14 protein-coding genes are annotated in these 15,899 nt (G+C 44.5%); 7 read left to right on the top strand and 7 right to left on the bottom strand.

The genetic code is table 11. The features are described 5' to 3' along the window. Nucleotides 1–8 precede the first annotated feature (8 nt). On the bottom strand, nucleotides 9–1,172 hold the full coding sequence (locus tag M0N77_RS05405) for a muconate/chloromuconate family cycloisomerase (RefSeq protein WP_353104210.1): 1,164 nt from the start codon (nucleotides 1,170–1,172) through the stop codon (nucleotides 9–11). Nucleotides 1,173–1,410: 238 nt separating this feature from the next. Here M0N77_RS05405 and M0N77_RS05400 point away from each other — a divergent pair, with 238 nt between their 5' ends. Together M0N77_RS05400 and M0N77_RS05395 are read left to right on the top strand one after the other, a co-directional pair. Then, nucleotides 1,411–2,328: a LysR family transcriptional regulator gene (locus M0N77_RS05400; protein WP_353104208.1), complete on the top strand. Its 918-nt coding sequence runs from the start codon at nucleotides 1,411–1,413 to the stop codon at nucleotides 2,326–2,328. Between the two features lie 56 nt (nucleotides 2,329–2,384). Further along, a complete protein-coding gene (locus M0N77_RS05395; protein ID WP_353104206.1) occupies nucleotides 2,385–3,452 on the top strand; it encodes a maleylacetate reductase in 1,068 nt (355 codons plus the stop codon). A gap of 259 nt (nucleotides 3,453–3,711) precedes the next feature. On the opposite strand, the gene pstB is transcribed toward M0N77_RS05395, so the two are convergent. The 4 genes from pstB to pstS all read right to left on the bottom strand — a co-directional run bounded on the left by pstB (nucleotide 3,712) and on the right by pstS (nucleotide 7,775). Continuing rightward, nucleotides 3,712–4,491 carry a phosphate ABC transporter ATP-binding protein PstB gene (gene pstB, locus M0N77_RS05390; protein WP_353105578.1) on the bottom strand — a complete coding sequence of 260 codons (780 nt, stop codon included), beginning with the start codon at nucleotides 4,489–4,491 and terminating at the stop codon, nucleotides 3,712–3,714. A 227-nt stretch (nucleotides 4,492–4,718) separates the two neighbouring features. Then, complete coding sequence (pstA, locus tag M0N77_RS05385; RefSeq protein WP_353104204.1) at nucleotides 4,719–5,645, bottom strand: phosphate ABC transporter permease PstA; 927 nt, start codon at nucleotides 5,643–5,645, stop codon at nucleotides 4,719–4,721. A gap of 3 nt (nucleotides 5,646–5,648) precedes the next feature. After that, nucleotides 5,649–6,599, bottom strand: a complete 951-nt coding sequence (gene pstC / locus M0N77_RS05380; RefSeq protein ID WP_353104202.1) for a phosphate ABC transporter permease subunit PstC — start codon at nucleotides 6,597–6,599, stop codon at nucleotides 5,649–5,651. A 36-nt stretch (nucleotides 6,600–6,635) separates the two neighbouring features. Then, the gene (pstS, locus tag M0N77_RS05375; RefSeq protein WP_353104200.1) at nucleotides 6,636–7,775 is read right to left on the bottom strand and encodes a phosphate ABC transporter substrate-binding protein PstS; all 1,140 of its coding nucleotides are present in this window, start codon (nucleotides 7,773–7,775) and stop codon (nucleotides 6,636–6,638) included. 378 nt (nucleotides 7,776–8,153) lie between these two features. Between pstS and phoB the strand changes: the two genes are divergently transcribed. Both phoB and phoR read left to right on the top strand, forming a co-directional pair. After that, nucleotides 8,154–8,852 (top strand): phosphate regulon transcriptional regulator PhoB, encoded by a 699-nt coding sequence (gene phoB, locus M0N77_RS05370; protein ID WP_353104198.1) that lies wholly within the window; start codon nucleotides 8,154–8,156, stop codon nucleotides 8,850–8,852. 51 nt (nucleotides 8,853–8,903) lie between these two features. Next, nucleotides 8,904–9,983, top strand: coding sequence for a phosphate regulon sensor histidine kinase PhoR (phoR, locus tag M0N77_RS05365; protein WP_353104196.1), 1,080 nt, complete (start codon nucleotides 8,904–8,906; stop codon nucleotides 9,981–9,983). Here phoR and M0N77_RS05360 read toward each other — a convergent pair. Further along, on the bottom strand, nucleotides 9,970–11,517 hold the full coding sequence (locus M0N77_RS05360) for an ATP-binding protein (RefSeq protein WP_371834218.1): 1,548 nt from the start codon (nucleotides 11,515–11,517) through the stop codon (nucleotides 9,970–9,972). The genes phoR and M0N77_RS05360 overlap by 14 nt on opposite strands. 1 nt (nucleotide 11,518) lies before the next feature. Beyond that, a complete protein-coding gene (locus M0N77_RS05355) occupies nucleotides 11,519–12,253 on the bottom strand; it encodes a heavy metal response regulator transcription factor (protein WP_353104193.1) in 735 nt (244 codons plus the stop codon). A 300-nt stretch (nucleotides 12,254–12,553) separates the two neighbouring features. Here M0N77_RS05355 and M0N77_RS05350 point away from each other — a divergent pair, with 300 nt between their 5' ends. The 3 genes from M0N77_RS05350 to M0N77_RS05340 all read left to right on the top strand — a co-directional run bounded on the left by M0N77_RS05350 (nucleotide 12,554) and on the right by M0N77_RS05340 (nucleotide 15,861). Further along, a complete protein-coding gene (locus M0N77_RS05350; protein WP_353104191.1) occupies nucleotides 12,554–13,129 on the top strand; it encodes a DUF411 domain-containing protein in 576 nt (191 codons plus the stop codon). Between the two features lie 133 nt (nucleotides 13,130–13,262). Then, nucleotides 13,263–14,957: a copper resistance system multicopper oxidase gene (locus M0N77_RS05345; RefSeq protein ID WP_353104189.1), complete on the top strand. Its 1,695-nt coding sequence runs from the start codon at nucleotides 13,263–13,265 to the stop codon at nucleotides 14,955–14,957. Between the two features lie 25 nt (nucleotides 14,958–14,982). Next, nucleotides 14,983–15,861 carry a copper resistance protein B gene (locus M0N77_RS05340; RefSeq protein ID WP_353104187.1) on the top strand — a complete coding sequence of 293 codons (879 nt, stop codon included), beginning with the start codon at nucleotides 14,983–14,985 and terminating at the stop codon, nucleotides 15,859–15,861. Nucleotides 15,862–15,899 lie beyond the last annotated feature (38 nt).

Below are 15,899 nucleotides of genomic sequence, written 5' to 3'. Positions count from 1 at the left end.
ATTTGCTATTAAGTTTTTTCGGTAGCAAAATATTGTTGCCGGCTTGCAGCTGCTGCTGAGAGTAGACTGCGCTCTGCATAGTGATAAATTTTGTCTTTATCTACTTCTATCCCTAGTCCAGGAGCTGTCGGCACCGTAAGTCCGTAATTATGGTACTCAAGCGGACGAGTCAAAATATCGTCAGTCAGCAATAAAGGTCCAAAAAGCTCAGTATCAAAATTCAAACTAGAATAAGTAGAGAACACATGAGCCGATGCAGCAGTACCAATAGGACCCTCTAACATGGTGCCGCCGTATAACTCTATTCCTGCAAGCTTTGCCATTTGTCCGATAAGACAAGCCGCTTTTAGTCCGCCCGCCTGATTGATTTTGACCGCAAAAACATCAGCGCAATGATCGGCCGCTAACCGAAAAGCATTTTGTGGGTCTTGAACGATCTCATCGGCCATAATAGCCACTTCAAAATATTCTTTTAGACGTTTAAGCCCTGCCTGATTGCGCATTGAGATCGGCTGTTCTATCAAATCTATCCCGCCATCTTGCAGACGTTTGATAGCGCTCATCGCCTCAAGCTCTGTCCATGCTTGATTGACATCGACTGTGACACGGTACTCTGGTATGGCTTGTTTAATAGCTAATACGTGAGCAATGTCTTCATCAATAGGGTTACTACCGATTTTTAGCTTGAATATTCGATGCTTTTTTTGAGCAATCATCTGCTTAGCTTCACTGATATCCTTGGCAGTATCACCGCTAGCAAGGGTCCACGCTACTTCAAGCTCATCACGAACCCGGCCGCCTAATAATTCGCTGATCGGTATGCCAAGACGTTTGCCTTCGATATCGAGTAATGCGGTCTCAATAGCACATTTTGCAAAGCGGTTACCGCTGATATGCTGGTTCAATAGCTGCATAGCTTTAGCAGTAGAGGTAGGGGCTTCTTTTAGGAGCAACGGGGTAAAGTAAGTGTCGATATTAGTCTTGATACTATGTGGACTCTCTTCAGCATAATTGAGCCCGCCAATAGTCGTCGCTTCACCCCAGCCCTCAAAACCATCTGCTGTTTGAATATGAACTAACACCAGAGTCTGCTCTCTCATTACCGTACAGGCCAACTTATGCTCTCGAATAGTCGGTATTGGCACCAGCAATGTGGTTATTGAACGAATCATATTTATCCTTACCCGTTGGTTATTAGTTCCTTAGGCTTGCTATTTACTATAGGTTTTATTCATGGGCTTGTCTAAGACCTTATTTAACGATGTTTAATACCTTTTAGGTATAATATGAGGAGTCATCTAGTTTTTAGCTTCATATAATCACGCAAAAATATAATCTTATAACGTACATTTACACGGTCATTATGAGGGTTTAGTCGTTTTGCTAAGATATCAGTAAAAAGGGTAGGATATGGAACTTAGACATTTACGTTACTTTGTGGCAGTCGCCGAAGAGAAAAGCTTTAATAAAGCGGCTGAGCGTCTCTTTATCTCACAGCCGCCGCTGAGTCGGCAGATAAAGCAGTTAGAAGAAGAGATGGGAGTGGTATTAATAGATAGAGATCAGCGCCCACTTAAGTTGACCGAAGCTGGGGTGTTTTTTTATGAGCATGCCACTCAGATTCTCAAAAAATCTGATAATCTGCGAGCGATGACCATGCGTAAAGGGGTCTTTGATGGCTCTTTATCGATAGGTTTTGTCGCCTCAATATTATATGGTACCTTGCCAAAAGTAATCTCACGCTTTCGTAAAGTTCATCCCAATATTGAAATCAAATTGCATGAATTAAACTCTTGGCAACAGACGCAGGCGCTCACCAACGGCAAGATAGATGTGGGGTTTGGGAGGCTGTTCTTTGAGGACGCTTCGGTCAGACGTATTTTACTCAGAGAGGAGAGTTTGATGGTTGCCGCTCCTATCGATCATCCTATTATGCAACAAAAACGTAGCAGTATAACGATCGCTGACTTAAGTGATGAGAATTTATTATTATATCCAAAGGCACCGCGGCCTAGTTTTATTGATTATGTTCTGGGTTTATTTGAGGAGCACAATATTGAGCCAAGCTCTTTTTCAGAAGTTAGTGAGTTACAGGTGGCCTTAGGGTTAGTGGCCGCTGGAGAGGGCGTAACTATTGTGCCAAGAGCGCTCAAGAATCTACGAGGTACGGAGATTGGCTACCTTCCGTTTGAAGATGGCTTGTTGACCTCACCTGTGATCATGAACGTTCGTCATTTTGATAAGTCGGATTTGCTAAAAACTTTGCTAGAAGTGACTTATCAGATTTATGAGGAAGAAGGGTTTGTCTATCAGCGTGAGGAGATTTAAATAGAGTGATCTTGTTACCTTTTAATTTTAGTAAAGTTAATAATTAGGGAAGAAAAATGCAGGATTTTCATTATAAAGGGTTGCCAGTCGAGGTTTATTTTGGTTTAGGTCAGTCCGCGCAAGTAAAAGATATTTTGCTCGAACAGGGCTATCAAAGGGTTTTAGTCATTACTACGCCTGGTCAAGAAAAAGCAGGGCAAGAGCTAGCAAACAAACTAGGAGATATATCCATCGGCGTCTATCCGCATGCGGTTATGCATGTGCCGATAGCCATTGCCGATGAAGCGGTAGCGTACGCTCAACTGCATGAGGTAGACTGCTGTCTGTCTTTAGGCGGTGGCTCTACTATTGGACTTGCCAAAGCGATTGCCTTACAGACGCATTTACCGATAGTCGCTATACCGACCACTTATGCCGGTAGTGAGATGACAGCTATCTATGGCGTGACTGATAACCATCATAAGACTACAGGGAAAAACAACTGCGTACTGCCAAAGATGGTGATTTATGATCCAGAATTGAACCTAAGCTTACCCGCGCAAGTTTCAGCTTGTTCAGGTATGAATGCTATGGCGCATGCTATAGAAGCTTTATATGCAGAGGATAAAAACCCAATTATTAGTCTGATGGCCATTGAGTCTATTCAAGCCCTAAAGTCTGCCTTACCTATAATCGTCAAAGATATTAGTAATATCGCCGCACGACAAAAAGCCAGCTATGGCGCTTGGCTGGCAGGAGTTTGTTTAGGTTCGGTGGGTATGGCGATGCATCATAAAATTTGTCATGTCTTGGGCGGTACTTTTAATTTACCTCATGCCGAGGCGCACGCTATTATCCTTGCGTACTCCGTACATTATAACCGCCATGCTGATAGTGAAGCGATGGATAGATTGGCTATGGCATTAGCAGTGGATAGTCGCGAAGAATTGGGTTTAGCAATTTATCGTCTGAACCAGTTTTTGGGTATCGAGATGGCACTCAAAAATATTGGTTTACCTAAAGAGGGTCCTACTAAAGTGGCACAAATGGTTGGTGATAGTCCTTATTATAATCCGCGTGACTATAATTATCAGGAGCTAAAAGAGTTGCTAGAAAAGGCTTATGAGGGGTTGCCTCCTGCTTAACCATAATCTAATTGCTAAAGCTTATAAATTACAGTCCCAAAGCAATCTCTCTAACTATAGTCAGTTGAAAGTAAAACTGTTATAGATTTAAGGGCGCTGCTCGGGTGAATTTCGTGCAGGCTCGAATGTAAGCAGCACGCCAGCAAAATTTATACCAGCAGCGCTATGTCATTTTTAAAGTGTATCGACTATATAAAAAGTTAAACCCTTGCAAGGCGTAGATTGCAAAGGCTATTTTTAGTTATTAAGCAACCACAGTCTAACCATAACGACCAGCGATATAGTCCTCAGTCGCTTTTTGTGCTGGATGGGTGAATATCTGATCAGTCTCACCCATCTCTACCATATCGCCCAAATACATATAAGCGGTGTAATCGGAGACGCGAGCCGCCTGCTGCATGTTATGCGTCACCATAGCAATAGTATAATCGTTTTTTAAATCGCTAATTAATTCCTCAATCGCGCCAGTAGAGAGTGGATCAAGGGCTGAGGTTGGCTCATCTAACAGTAAAACCTCAGGTTTTGTGGCTACCGCGCGCGCGATACAAAGCCTTTGCTGCTGACCGCCTGACAAGGATAGGCCTGAGGCTTTTAGCTTGTCTTTGACCTCCAGCCATAATGCTGCTTTTTTTAGCGCCCACTCGACACGCGCATTCAGCTCTTCTTTGCTAAGCCTTTCATAGAGACGCACGCCAAAGGCGACATTGTCATAGATGGACATCGGGAAGGGGGTGGGCTTTTGAAACACCATGCCGACCTGCGCCCGCAGCAAATTGACATCTACATCTTTGGCGAGAATGTTTTGGTTATCAAGCATGATTTGACCTTCAGCGCGCATGCTAGGATATAAGTCATACATACGATTAAAGGTACGTAGCAGCGTTGATTTACCGCAGCCTGAGGGACCAATAAAAGCGGTGACCTGTCTCTCTGGAATATCGATAGTGATGTTTTTTAATGCTTGAAAATTATCATAATAAAAATCTAAGTTACGAATAGCTATTTTGGCAGGCGGCGTATTATGAGAGATGCCTGCCATGGTTTGCTTGATAAAATGGTCGACGCTTGGCTGTTTATACGGATTATGGCTATACATCACCTCGTCTAGTAAGCTGCGTTTGCTGCTTGTATTTGTCATCTGGCCAAGCGCTTTTCTCTCTAATACCTCGGTCATCATATTATCCTATTGTTTCAAATTTTAAAGGTTGAGCTTTTAGATAAGTGTGTTGTTTTTGGCTATTAACCATGTTCGTTATTGGTTTTAAGTTATTGACGGTAATCTTTACCGCCGATAAAGCGCGCGATAACATTTAACAGTAATACGCTCATAGTAATCAGTAGCGCCGCCGCCCAAGCCAGCGTATGCCAATTATCATAAGGACTCATGGCAAACTGATAAATGGTATTGGGAAGATTAGCCATAGGCTTGCTCATATCAGTGCTAAAGTATTGATTGTTTAAGGCGGTGAATAATAACGGCGCGGTCTCACCAGTAATCCGCGCGAAAGCCAGTAGCACACCAGTCGTCAGACCGGCTTTAGCCGCTTTGAGCGTCACCGTACTGACCAGTTTCCATTTGGGCGTACCTAGGGCATAAGCAGCTTCGCGCAGAGTATTGGGCACTAGATTGAGCATGTTTTCTGTGGCGCGTACCACAATAGGAATGACAATCAGCGCCAATGCCAAAGCGCCGGCCCAGCCCGAAAAGCTTTGCCCCTTGACCATCAGCGCATAAACGAATAAGCCGATCACAATCGATGGTGCGGACAATAAAATATCGTTTAAAAAGCGAGTGACTTTGCCAAGCAGATTGCCATTAGAGAATTCTGCTAAATAAATGCCCGCCATCATGCCGACTGGCGCTCCAATCGCTAATCCTGAACCTGCCAGTAGCACTGAGCCGACAATGGCGTTACGCAGACCGCCTTCACCCATTGGCGGCGGCGTATCTGCCATAAATACTGGCATCGCAACTAACCCTTGCAAGCCCTCGACAAACAGCGTAATTAAGATCCAAATGAGCCAAAACAAACCAAATATCAGCGCGGATGCGGCAAAAGCGAGTCCCGATTTATTAATAAAACGGCGTTTGTTATATAGCTGTTTATCATAGCGATTTTTAAAGCTTAACGTTGGCTGGCTGGTCTGCGCCGTTTGCGTATTTAAATATCTATTACTGTCTATGGCACTCATGAGTTAAATCCCCGCTTTTTGGTCGATACGCATCAGCATCAGCTTAGCTATTGATAGCACCACAAAGGTAATCACAAATAGTATTAAGCCTAAATGTAGTAAAGACGCTAAGTGCAGCTCACTAGAGGCTTCAGCAAACTCGTTAGCCAGTGCTGAGGTGATGGTCACTCCAGAGGTGAAGAGACTGGGGCTAATATTAAAGGCATTGCCAATCAAAAAAGTCACGGCCATGGTCTCGCCAAGCGCCCGACCAAGACCTAAAATCACTCCGCCCACCACACCGGCTTTGGTATAAGGCAGGATGATTTTGCACATCACCTCCCAAGTGGTGGCGCCCATGCCATACGCCGACTCTTTTAGCAGGTCTGGCACCACCGAGAAGACATCGCGCATGGTCGCGGCAATAAAAGGGATAATCATAATCGCCAGTATTAACGAGGCGGTAAAGATGCCTAAACCCATCGGCGCACCGGTAAAGACTTTGCCAATAATAGGTAGCGGGCCAATATTTTCAATAAACCAAGGCTGAATGTGATTACCAAAAAACGGCGCAAATACAAACAAGCCCCACATACCATAAATGATAGAGGGAATGCCTGCCAGCAGCTCAATGGCAATACCCAAAGGCTTTTTTAAAAAGTTGGGGCATAGCTCGGTCAAAAAGATAGCAATCCCAAAGCTGACGGGTACGGCAATACAAATAGCGATAAAGGAGGTAACCAGCGTACCGTAAATGGGCGCAAGCGCACCGTATTGCTCATTTACCGTATCCCAGTTATTACTGGTATAAAACCCCAAACCAAACTCGGTGATACTCGGCCAAGCTCCGACAATCAACGACAGCATAATGCCGCCAAGCGACAATAGCACTAACAGTGCAAATGCTTTGGTCGCATTGACAAATATCGCGTCATAGCGTTTTTGTTTTGCCAGTTGCGATTTTAGATCTGCCATAACAGCCTCTATTTTCTAAGCGGGTTAAGTCTTGATTTATTGCGCAGGACTAGCGCTAGTGATATAGATAGGCTTGCCTTCGCTATCTACCACCTCGTTCCATTTTGCTTTGAACAAAGCCACGGCAGTATCCGAGAAGGGCACATAGTCTAGAGCAAGAGCATCATCGCCGCCTTGGCTATAAGCCCAATCAAAAAACCTCAATACGCCTGCCACTTGTTTGGCATTCTCAGGCTGCTTATGCACTAAGATAAAAGTTGCCGCAGCGATGGGCCAGGCTTGCTCGGTCTCAGAGTTGGTAATGACTTTATAAAACCCTTCTTGCTGAGACCAGTCGATGTCACCGGCGGCGGCAAATGTTTGCGCAGAAGGTTGCACTATATTGCCGGCGGCGTTCTTCAGCGCCACGTGTGCCATGCCGTTTTGCTTGGCATAAGCGTATTCGACATAACCGATAGAGTTATTCATACGTGTTACATAGCTTGAAACGCCCTCGTTCCCTTTGCCGCCCGCACCAGTTGCGGAGGTTGGCCATTTCACGGTTTTATCGACGCCGACATTAGTGCTCCAAGCGCTTGAGACTTTAGCCAGATAATCGGTAAAGTTAAACGTCGTGCCCGAACCGTCTGAGCGAAAGACCGTGGTAATAGCCGCATCAGGAAGGCTTAGATCAGGGTTCATAGCGACAATGGCAGGATCATTCCAGTGACTGATTTTGCCTAGATAGATATCAGCTAGCATCGCGCCATCTAAATTTAATTGCCCAGGCTTAATACCTTTTATATTGACGATAGGCACCACGCCGCCGATAACGGTTGGGAATTGAATCAAGCCAGCTGCGTCTAACTCATCTGGCGTCATAGGCGCATCGGACGCCCCAAAATCAACGGTTTTGGCAATGATTTGTTTGATACCACCCGAGGAGCCAATCGACTGATAGTTCACTTGAGCGCCGGTCGCTTCGTTATAGGCCGCTGACCATTTAGCGTAGATGGGCTGCGGAAAAGAAGCACCGGCTCCGGTGATATTCAGCGAGATACTTTCAGCAGATGGGGCAGATTGGACATTAGCGGCTGAAGTATTTGGCTCATTGCTTTGGTTGCTATTGGGTGATTGATTGCAAGCGGCTAAGGTAAAGCTGCTAATGATTGCTATCGCCATCAATGAATAACGCATTATTTCTCCTAAAAATTAGACCTATTTAAGTGTTTATTGAATATTTATAATTGTTAATTTTGGTACTTTGTAAATCATGCTGCGTGTTTAGTGAGGCCATTGTGACTGGCAAATATGACAGTTTGATGAAAAAGAGATTTTTATAATAAAAGTTTGATTTGCCGAATATTTACATAAGAGACGTTTACGACTGATATCTAGGCTAAAAGTCGTTATCATGAGCCGTCAGCTTTTTTGTTAGTCTTTTTAAAAGCTAAATGTCATAAAGTTGTCATAATAAAGTGCTTTAATAGGCCGATATTGGCAGACATTTAATACTTCCTATCTGCTAAATGTTTTTTATTTCCTAATTTCACTCTTTGATTTTGAGGTCGTGGTATGCGTAATGAGCAGATTTTGATTGTGGAAGATGAGCCTGCCATTCGTGAGATGGTAATAATGACCCTAGAGATGGCAGGCTTTGAGAGTTTGCAGGCCACTGATGTTGCAGAGGCGCACCAGCAAGTAGTGGATCATAGGCCGGCGCTTATTTTGCTCGATTGGATGCTACCTGGAGACAAAAGCGGCATTGATTTTTGCCGGATGCTAAAAAGTGATGAGCTGCTTGCTGAGATACCGGTTATTATGCTGACTGCGAAAAGCGAAGAGGATAGCAAGGTGCACGGGCTTGATGCTGGCGCCGATGATTATATGACCAAACCTTTTTCAACCCGTGAATTAATCTCCAGAATCAAGGCGGTACTGCGCCGTACTAGCGCGCTGAGTCGCGATAAGCCCATTGAGATCGGCAAGCTGAGCCTAGATACCAAAAGCCAGCGCATCACTGCCGATGATAAGGTTATTGAGCTCGGTCCGACAGAGTATCGTCTATTGGCATTTTTTATGAGCCATCCGGAGCGTGCTTACACCCGAGCGCAGCTGCTAGATCAGGTCTGGGGTGGCAACGTTTATATCGAAGATCGCACTATTGATGTGCATATCAGGCGCCTACGCAAATTACTACGACCTTATGACTGCAATACCTTGATTCAAACCGTGCGTGGTACTGGCTATCGGTTTTCTAGTTTGATTGAATAGTCTCGACTGAACAATAATAGGTGAAAGCAGTAAGTAAAAGGAATAAAGATAATGCCAAGACAAAGCGCGCAACAGCAGCATCAAACCTCACTAGAGAATAATACCGAACAGCTTAAAAAAATAAGAAGTGCTCTGCGGGCTTTACGTGACGCGGTGATTTTGCTCAATGACGATGACGGTTTGCAGTGGTGGAATCAAGCGGCTGAGGATTTATTACTATTGCAGCCCAGCGATCAGGGCGCTAGTATTTTTGATTTTATTGATGTGCCTGAGTTTCGGCAGTATTATCAGAGTACAGCGACACCCAATGATGGGGTACATATTGCGTCATGGCGTGATTCTAATCGTTACCTAAAATGCGAGCTGACGCCTTTTGGTGATGAGAAATTACTGATTATTTATGACGTGACGCGCCTGCAACATTTAGAGCAAATGCGCCGCGACTTTGTGGCCAATGTCTCGCACGAGCTACGCACGCCCTTAACGGTGCTGATGGGTTATTTGGAGAATTTCTCCGATCAGCCCGATATGCCAGCCCAGTGGCGACGCGGGTTTGAGCTGATGACCCAGCAGACCGCGCGCATGAATAGAGTGGTCAATGATTTATTATTATTATCGCGCATTGAGATTGAAGAGACCCATGAGCTGCATTTCATTGATATGACTAAGCTGCTCACGCAAGTTTATGATGACGCGCAGGCTTATAACCAAGAATATGACCATACGCTACATTTGCAGATAGACACCTATGATGGTCTCTACGGCTCAGAGATGTATCTAAACAGTGCCTTATCTAATCTAGTGATCAATGCTATCAAATATACGCCAAGACAAGGCAATATTGTTATTAGCTGGACCAAGACGGCAGCAGGTTGTCAGTTTGCGGTTACTGATAATGGTATTGGTATCGCCCCAAACCATGTCACACGGTTGACCGAGCGTTTTTATCGGGTGGATAGCGGACGTAGTCGAGCCACGGGCGGTACAGGGTTGGGGCTAGCGATAGTCAAGCATGTACTCTATCAATATGACACTACTCTGCAGATTGAATCTATAGAGGGAAAAGGCTCAACCTTTAGCGCCATCTTTCCAGCGGCGCACGTACGGGCAGCTGCTATCACTGAGTTTTAGAGAGATTTTTAGCCATCAATAACTCTACTACAACCTCAAACTCATACTCATCCTTGATAGTGATAGTAACTCGGCCTTTATGAGCATTGACGATGGCCTGAACGATAGAGAGTCCCAAGCCTGACCCTGACTGCTGCTGGCTGGTTTTATCCTGACGATAAAAGCGCTCAAACAATCGATCCGCTTCGCTTTGCGTTAACGGTTTTGTTAAGCGATTGGTGAAAGTTATCTGTAGCCAACACTGTTTTGAGGCTTGGGCATCACTCTTATTATCTTTAGAGATATCCCTATCATTAACAGCCGTGTTTGTAGGATTGATAGCAGCTGATATAGTAACGGTGCTATTGCTGGCGGCATAATAGATGGCGTTTGTCAGTAAATTGGCAAATAATCTTTGCAATAAACCTTCATCACCTAATACTGGCTGAAACTCTCCAGTTTTTGTAAAAGTGATCTCACGCTCCTCAGCTATCATCTCAAAATAATCTAGTAACTTACTAATGAGTCTCTCGGTATCTACGCTAGTAATCTGCGAATCACTTAGCCCTTTTTGAGTCTTGGCTAGCAGGAGCATATTATTAATCATCGCTGATAATTGCTCTAAGGTGTCATGCTGCTGATGCAGTTGTTCGATGTATTCTAGCTTTTCTCTAGGCTTAGTGAGCATCACCTGCGTTTGTGTACTCAGTGTGGCTATTGGCGTGCGTAACTCGTGAGCGATATTGTCCGAAAAGCGCGATAAGGATTGAAAATTATCATCAAGTTTTGCCAGCATTAAGTTATAGGATGCTGCCAAAGCTCTAAGCTCTGTTGGCATCTCCTCTACCTTGAGTCTCTCATCGAGTCTCTCTGGATTGATAGCTTTCATCTTTTGGACAATAGTGGCTAACGGCGCAAATCCCCAATACACACTTAGGGCAGCGATAGAGACCAATAGCAGGGTAATGGCCAATAAAATCAGACTCAGCTGACGATTAAACTGCAATAAATAATGGTGATGAATATCGATAGGTAAGGCAATGAGCGCTAGTGTTTGCTCGTTATCGTTGTCGTTTTCAATAATGATAGCTCGATAGCGTCTATCGTTTATCTCAATTACAAATTGCTGCTCTTGATGAGCTTGTTTTAAAGCTAGCAGATCAAAGCTGCGGTCCAACTCATTAGCAAACTCACTTGGCACGCTAAATAACAAGGAGCCATTTTTATTGCTAATAACGGTTTTTAGATCGTAATCAAGCCAAGAAGAATGCAAATAATGATTGCCCATTGGCCTTATAGGTTTGGGTGGGTTTAGTGACTCTGAAAGGCTAGCGTTAGTACTTGGCTTTGCAATATGAGTCAGACGCTGTCGCCAATTAAAGGCAGCATGAGTGATAATCTCAGCGTCCATTTCTTCAAAATGACCTTTGACTGAGCGCTGAACCCAGATATAGATAATAACCTGCGAGATGACTACAAATACGGTCAATAAAAATATTGTGCGCCATAGTAACGGCAGTCGTCGACTGTCAGCCTTGTCAGATAGATAAGCCATGCTATTTTGCGCTACTAGGATTGGATTTAGTGGCGCTATCACCAGAGACATCTAACGCCTCTTGCGCTTCTAATTTGTAACCCATACCGCGTATGGTATGAATAAGCTTTAGCTCAAAATCATCATCTATTTTTATACGCAGTCGCCTTATCGCCACATCAATGACATTGGTATCACTATCAAAATTTATATCCCAAACCTGCGAAGCAATAACCGAACGCGGTAGGACCTCTCCTTGCCGCTCAAGCAAAAACTGCAATAAAGCAAACTCTTTGGCCGTCAGTTTGATCGGCGTCTCACCTCTATAGACGCTGCGCTTGAGGATATCTAGCTGAAGATCGGCCACTTGCAAGACAGTGTTTTGATAATCGGCTTGATTGGCTCGGCGCAATAAGCTTTTGATCCGCACAATCAGTTCGGCAAAAGCAAAAGGCTTGGTTAAATAGTCATCTCCGCCGATCTCAATGCCCTTTACTCTATCGCTTAGCTCATCTTTGGCAGTCAAAAACAGTACAGGCGTCAGCTTGCCAGCCGCGCGGTAGTTTTTTACCAGCTCAAAGCCACTAACATCAGGGAGCATCACATCCATAATGATGACATTAAAGCTGCCACTCATCATCGCCTGATAGCCATCTAAGCCTGTCGCTTGATGCTCAACAATAAAGCCGGCCTCACTGAGCCCTTTTTTTATATACTCGCCAAGTTTCAGCTCATCTTCTACCAATAACAGTTTCATGCTTTATCCTTTAAGTTGGCCGGGCCGCTATCACTAACTAGCTATGCTAAACTTTGTGGAATAATAGTAAAGCAATAGCTAAGGGTTGAGTATCTAAATCGCTGAAGATGACAGCATTGTCATCTGTACGTCATCTATTAGTCAGAATGTATCAGCTACACTCTATAGTGACGAGAGCTATTAGAGAGTTAAAGAGATAGCACGATAAACAAGCGCTTTTATATCATAAAATTATGGAATGAAAGCAATGTTATAAACAGCAACTTTACAAATAGCAATCTTATAAATAAGGGTGAAAGTATGAGTAATAATAAACACAATAAACACAGTAAGCGATTTGCTGCCATGGTTTTGCTAAGTGCCAGCTCTATGCTAGTGGCTTGTAGCCAACCAAGCACCAGTGCTGCTGAGTCTCAGGCAACGTCAGTAGAACAAAGTCCTATAACGAAATCCGCTACGCCGTCCACACTTTTACAAAACGTCTCAGCCACGGTGTATAAAGATGCCAATTGCGGCTGCTGTAAAGAGTGGATCGATCATACTGAGGATCATGGAATGACTGCCACCGGGCAGGATGTAGCAGACTTAGCGGTTTTTAAACAGCGTTACGGCGTCCCTAATAATATGCGCTCTTGTCATACTACTGTTACTACCGATGGCTACGTGTTTGAGGGTCATGTGCCAGCCAAATATGTCGCCCAGTTTTTGGCCAATCCGCCAAGTGATGCGATCGGCCTTGCGGTTCCGGGTATGCCAATGGGAAGCCCCGGCATGGAGTATCAAAACAGATTTGATCCTTATCAAGTGATGCAAATTAACAAAGATGGAAGTAGCACGGTTTATGCGCAGATTGAGTCACCTGAAGCGCAGCTGTAGCTGTAGTCTCAATCAGTAAATAAGTCTTAGCCTACGCCAAGCGCCAAGAAGATACCTCATTGGTAATAAGCTATTAATTATCTAAGTCAAACAACAGTTAGTAGATTTTCAATAAGATAAACTAGGTCATATTATGAATAATAATAGTCTCAACCGCCGTCGTTTTTTGACAGGCTCATCGGCCTTAGTCGGTGCGTCAATGCTATCCACATTGCCGTCCATAGCGAATAGTGCTATCAGTCAAAAAGATATCGCCGTCAATAGCGATAAACCCGATCATAAAGTGCCCATCCTCACGGGTAATGAGTTTGATCTTTATGTCAGCCAAAAGATGATTATCGTTAACGGCAAAAAAAGCCTGGCCACGCTCATTAATGACTCACTGCCAGCGCCAACGCTTAAGATGCAAGAGGGTGATACGGTAATCATTCGTGTCCATAATCAAATGGATGAGTCGACCTCTATTCATTGGCATGGCTTGCTAGTACCGTTCGAGATGGATGGCGTACCTGGTATTAGCTTTGAGGGCATACCCGCCAATAGCACTTTTACTTATAAGTTCACCCTCAAGCAATCAGGTACTTACTGGTATCACTCGCATACTGGCTTTCAAGAGCAAACCGGTATGCGCGGCGCGATTGTAATCGAGCCCAAAGGATCGGAGCGTTATCCAGTCGAGGAAGACCATGTTATTTTGCTTAGTGATTGGACACATCGCGATCCGCATAACTTGTTAAAACTACTCAAGCAGCGTGCTGACTTTGATAATTATCATTTGCCAGATTTCAAAAAGCTGTTGTCTGATATTGCCGCTACCGATTTAGAAGCCGCTTACGATAAGCGCAAAATGTGGAACCAGATGCGCATGATGCCGACAGATTTTAGTGATCTATCGGGTGAGACTACCTTTACTTATCTGATGAATGGTAAAACCACGGCGGCTAATTGGACGCAGCTCGTCAAAGCAGGTCAGCCGGTCAAACTACGCTTTATCAATGGCTCAGCGCAGACCATCTTTGATGTGCGTATTCCTGGACTTAAAATAAAAGTCGTCGGCACCGACGGTAATGATGTGGCGCCGGTCGATGTCGATGATTTTCGTATTGGTGTCGCCGAGAGTTATGATGTCATCGTTACCCCGATTAAAGACGCGCATACTATATTCGCGCAAAATATTGACCGCACAGGCTTTGTCGCTACTACGCTTGCTACCAAAAAAGGCGCTCGCGCTAATATTCCAGCTATGGATAAGATCGAATGGCTAACCATGGCCGATATGATGGGCGCGATGGGTGATAAGGGCTATAAAGCAAAACATGCTAAGAGCGAATATGATTTTAAAACGGCTATGCGTGTCGATAGCCCGCGCATGAATCTCGATGATCCCGGTATTAACCTGCGTAACATTGAACGAGAGGTTTTGAATTATAGTCAGCTGCGCTCTGTCGGCGATGACATAATGGCCGAGCAGCATAAACCCACACGAGAGCTTGAGATTCATCTGACCGGTAACATGGATCGCTATATTTGGGGGCTTGATGGCTTTATGTTTAAAGATGCTTTGCCGGTCAATATCAAACCAAGCGAGCGTGTGCGTATTACTTTAGTCAATGACACTATGATGAATCATCCGATGCATCTGCATGGAATGTGGAGCGATTTGCGCGCGCCAAATGGCGACTTTCAAGTTCGCAAGCATACGATAATGGTACAACCTGCACAAAAGATTAGTTTCGATGTCACAGGAGAGGCGGGACGATGGGCGTGGCATTGCCATCTGCTTTATCACATGGAAGCCGGCATGTTTAGAGAAGTTGCCGTCGTTTAATAAACCTGCAAATATGAGTGTTATTATGAAAAGGTATAAAGTAAGTCTAGCGTTTATGTCATCTTTGCTGTTACTACTATCACCTCTAGCCAATGCTGCTGAGATGTCAGACATGGATCATAGCGACATGAACATGTCAGGTGATATGTCAGATATGGATCATGGCAGTATGGATATGTCTGGGATGCAAGGTGGGGAAGCGCCAGCCGATGCTCGTAGTTCAGATTACTCAAACGGTGTGGGCTATGGCGAGTATGGTAAGCCGGTGATGATGGGTAGTATGCCGTTATGGGGAATATCAATAGATGATCTTGGCTATCAGTTCGAGGACGATCAAATAAACTTTGAGGTTACAGGCTGGTATGGTGATGATAGCCGCCGTCTCAGATTACGCACTGAAGGCAGTGTACAAACTAAAGATGATAAAGACATTGACAGTCTAACTTCACTAGCTTACTGGGCGCCGCTTGCTGCCTTTTGGAATGGCGAAGCTGGCGTTGCTTATAATACCGAAAACGATAAATCTGCGATAATGGCTGGAATTGTCGGTACGACGCCTTACTTTATTGAGACCGATGCTAGAGCCTATTTATATACCGATGGTCAAGTCCAGCTTGATTTGGGTGCAGAATACGAGTGGCGCTTGGATCAGCACTGGGTAGTGATACCCGAGGTGGAGCTAAGCGCTTTTAGCAAGGATGATAAAGATAATAGTATTGCTAAAGGCTTTAATGAGATGGAAGCTGAAGTTAGATTGACTTATGAGATGCTAAGTCGTCAGCTAGCGCCTTATGTCGGCTTTAGCTATGAGTCAGCTTTGGGGAATGCAAGAGATCTGCGGCGTCAACAAGGCGCGGCCGTTGATTCTAGCAGTGTGACCGCTGGGGTAAAGTTTTGGTTTTAAGGTTACAAAGGATGATGTAGAGGAGCTGAAATAGGCCA

The sequence above is a fragment of the Psychrobacter sp. AH5 genome (genome assembly GCF_040371085.1).
GTDB lineage: Bacteria > Pseudomonadota > Gammaproteobacteria > Pseudomonadales > Moraxellaceae > Psychrobacter.
Note: the sequence above shows the minus strand (reverse complement) of the source record. Positions and strands in the feature narration are given on the sequence as shown.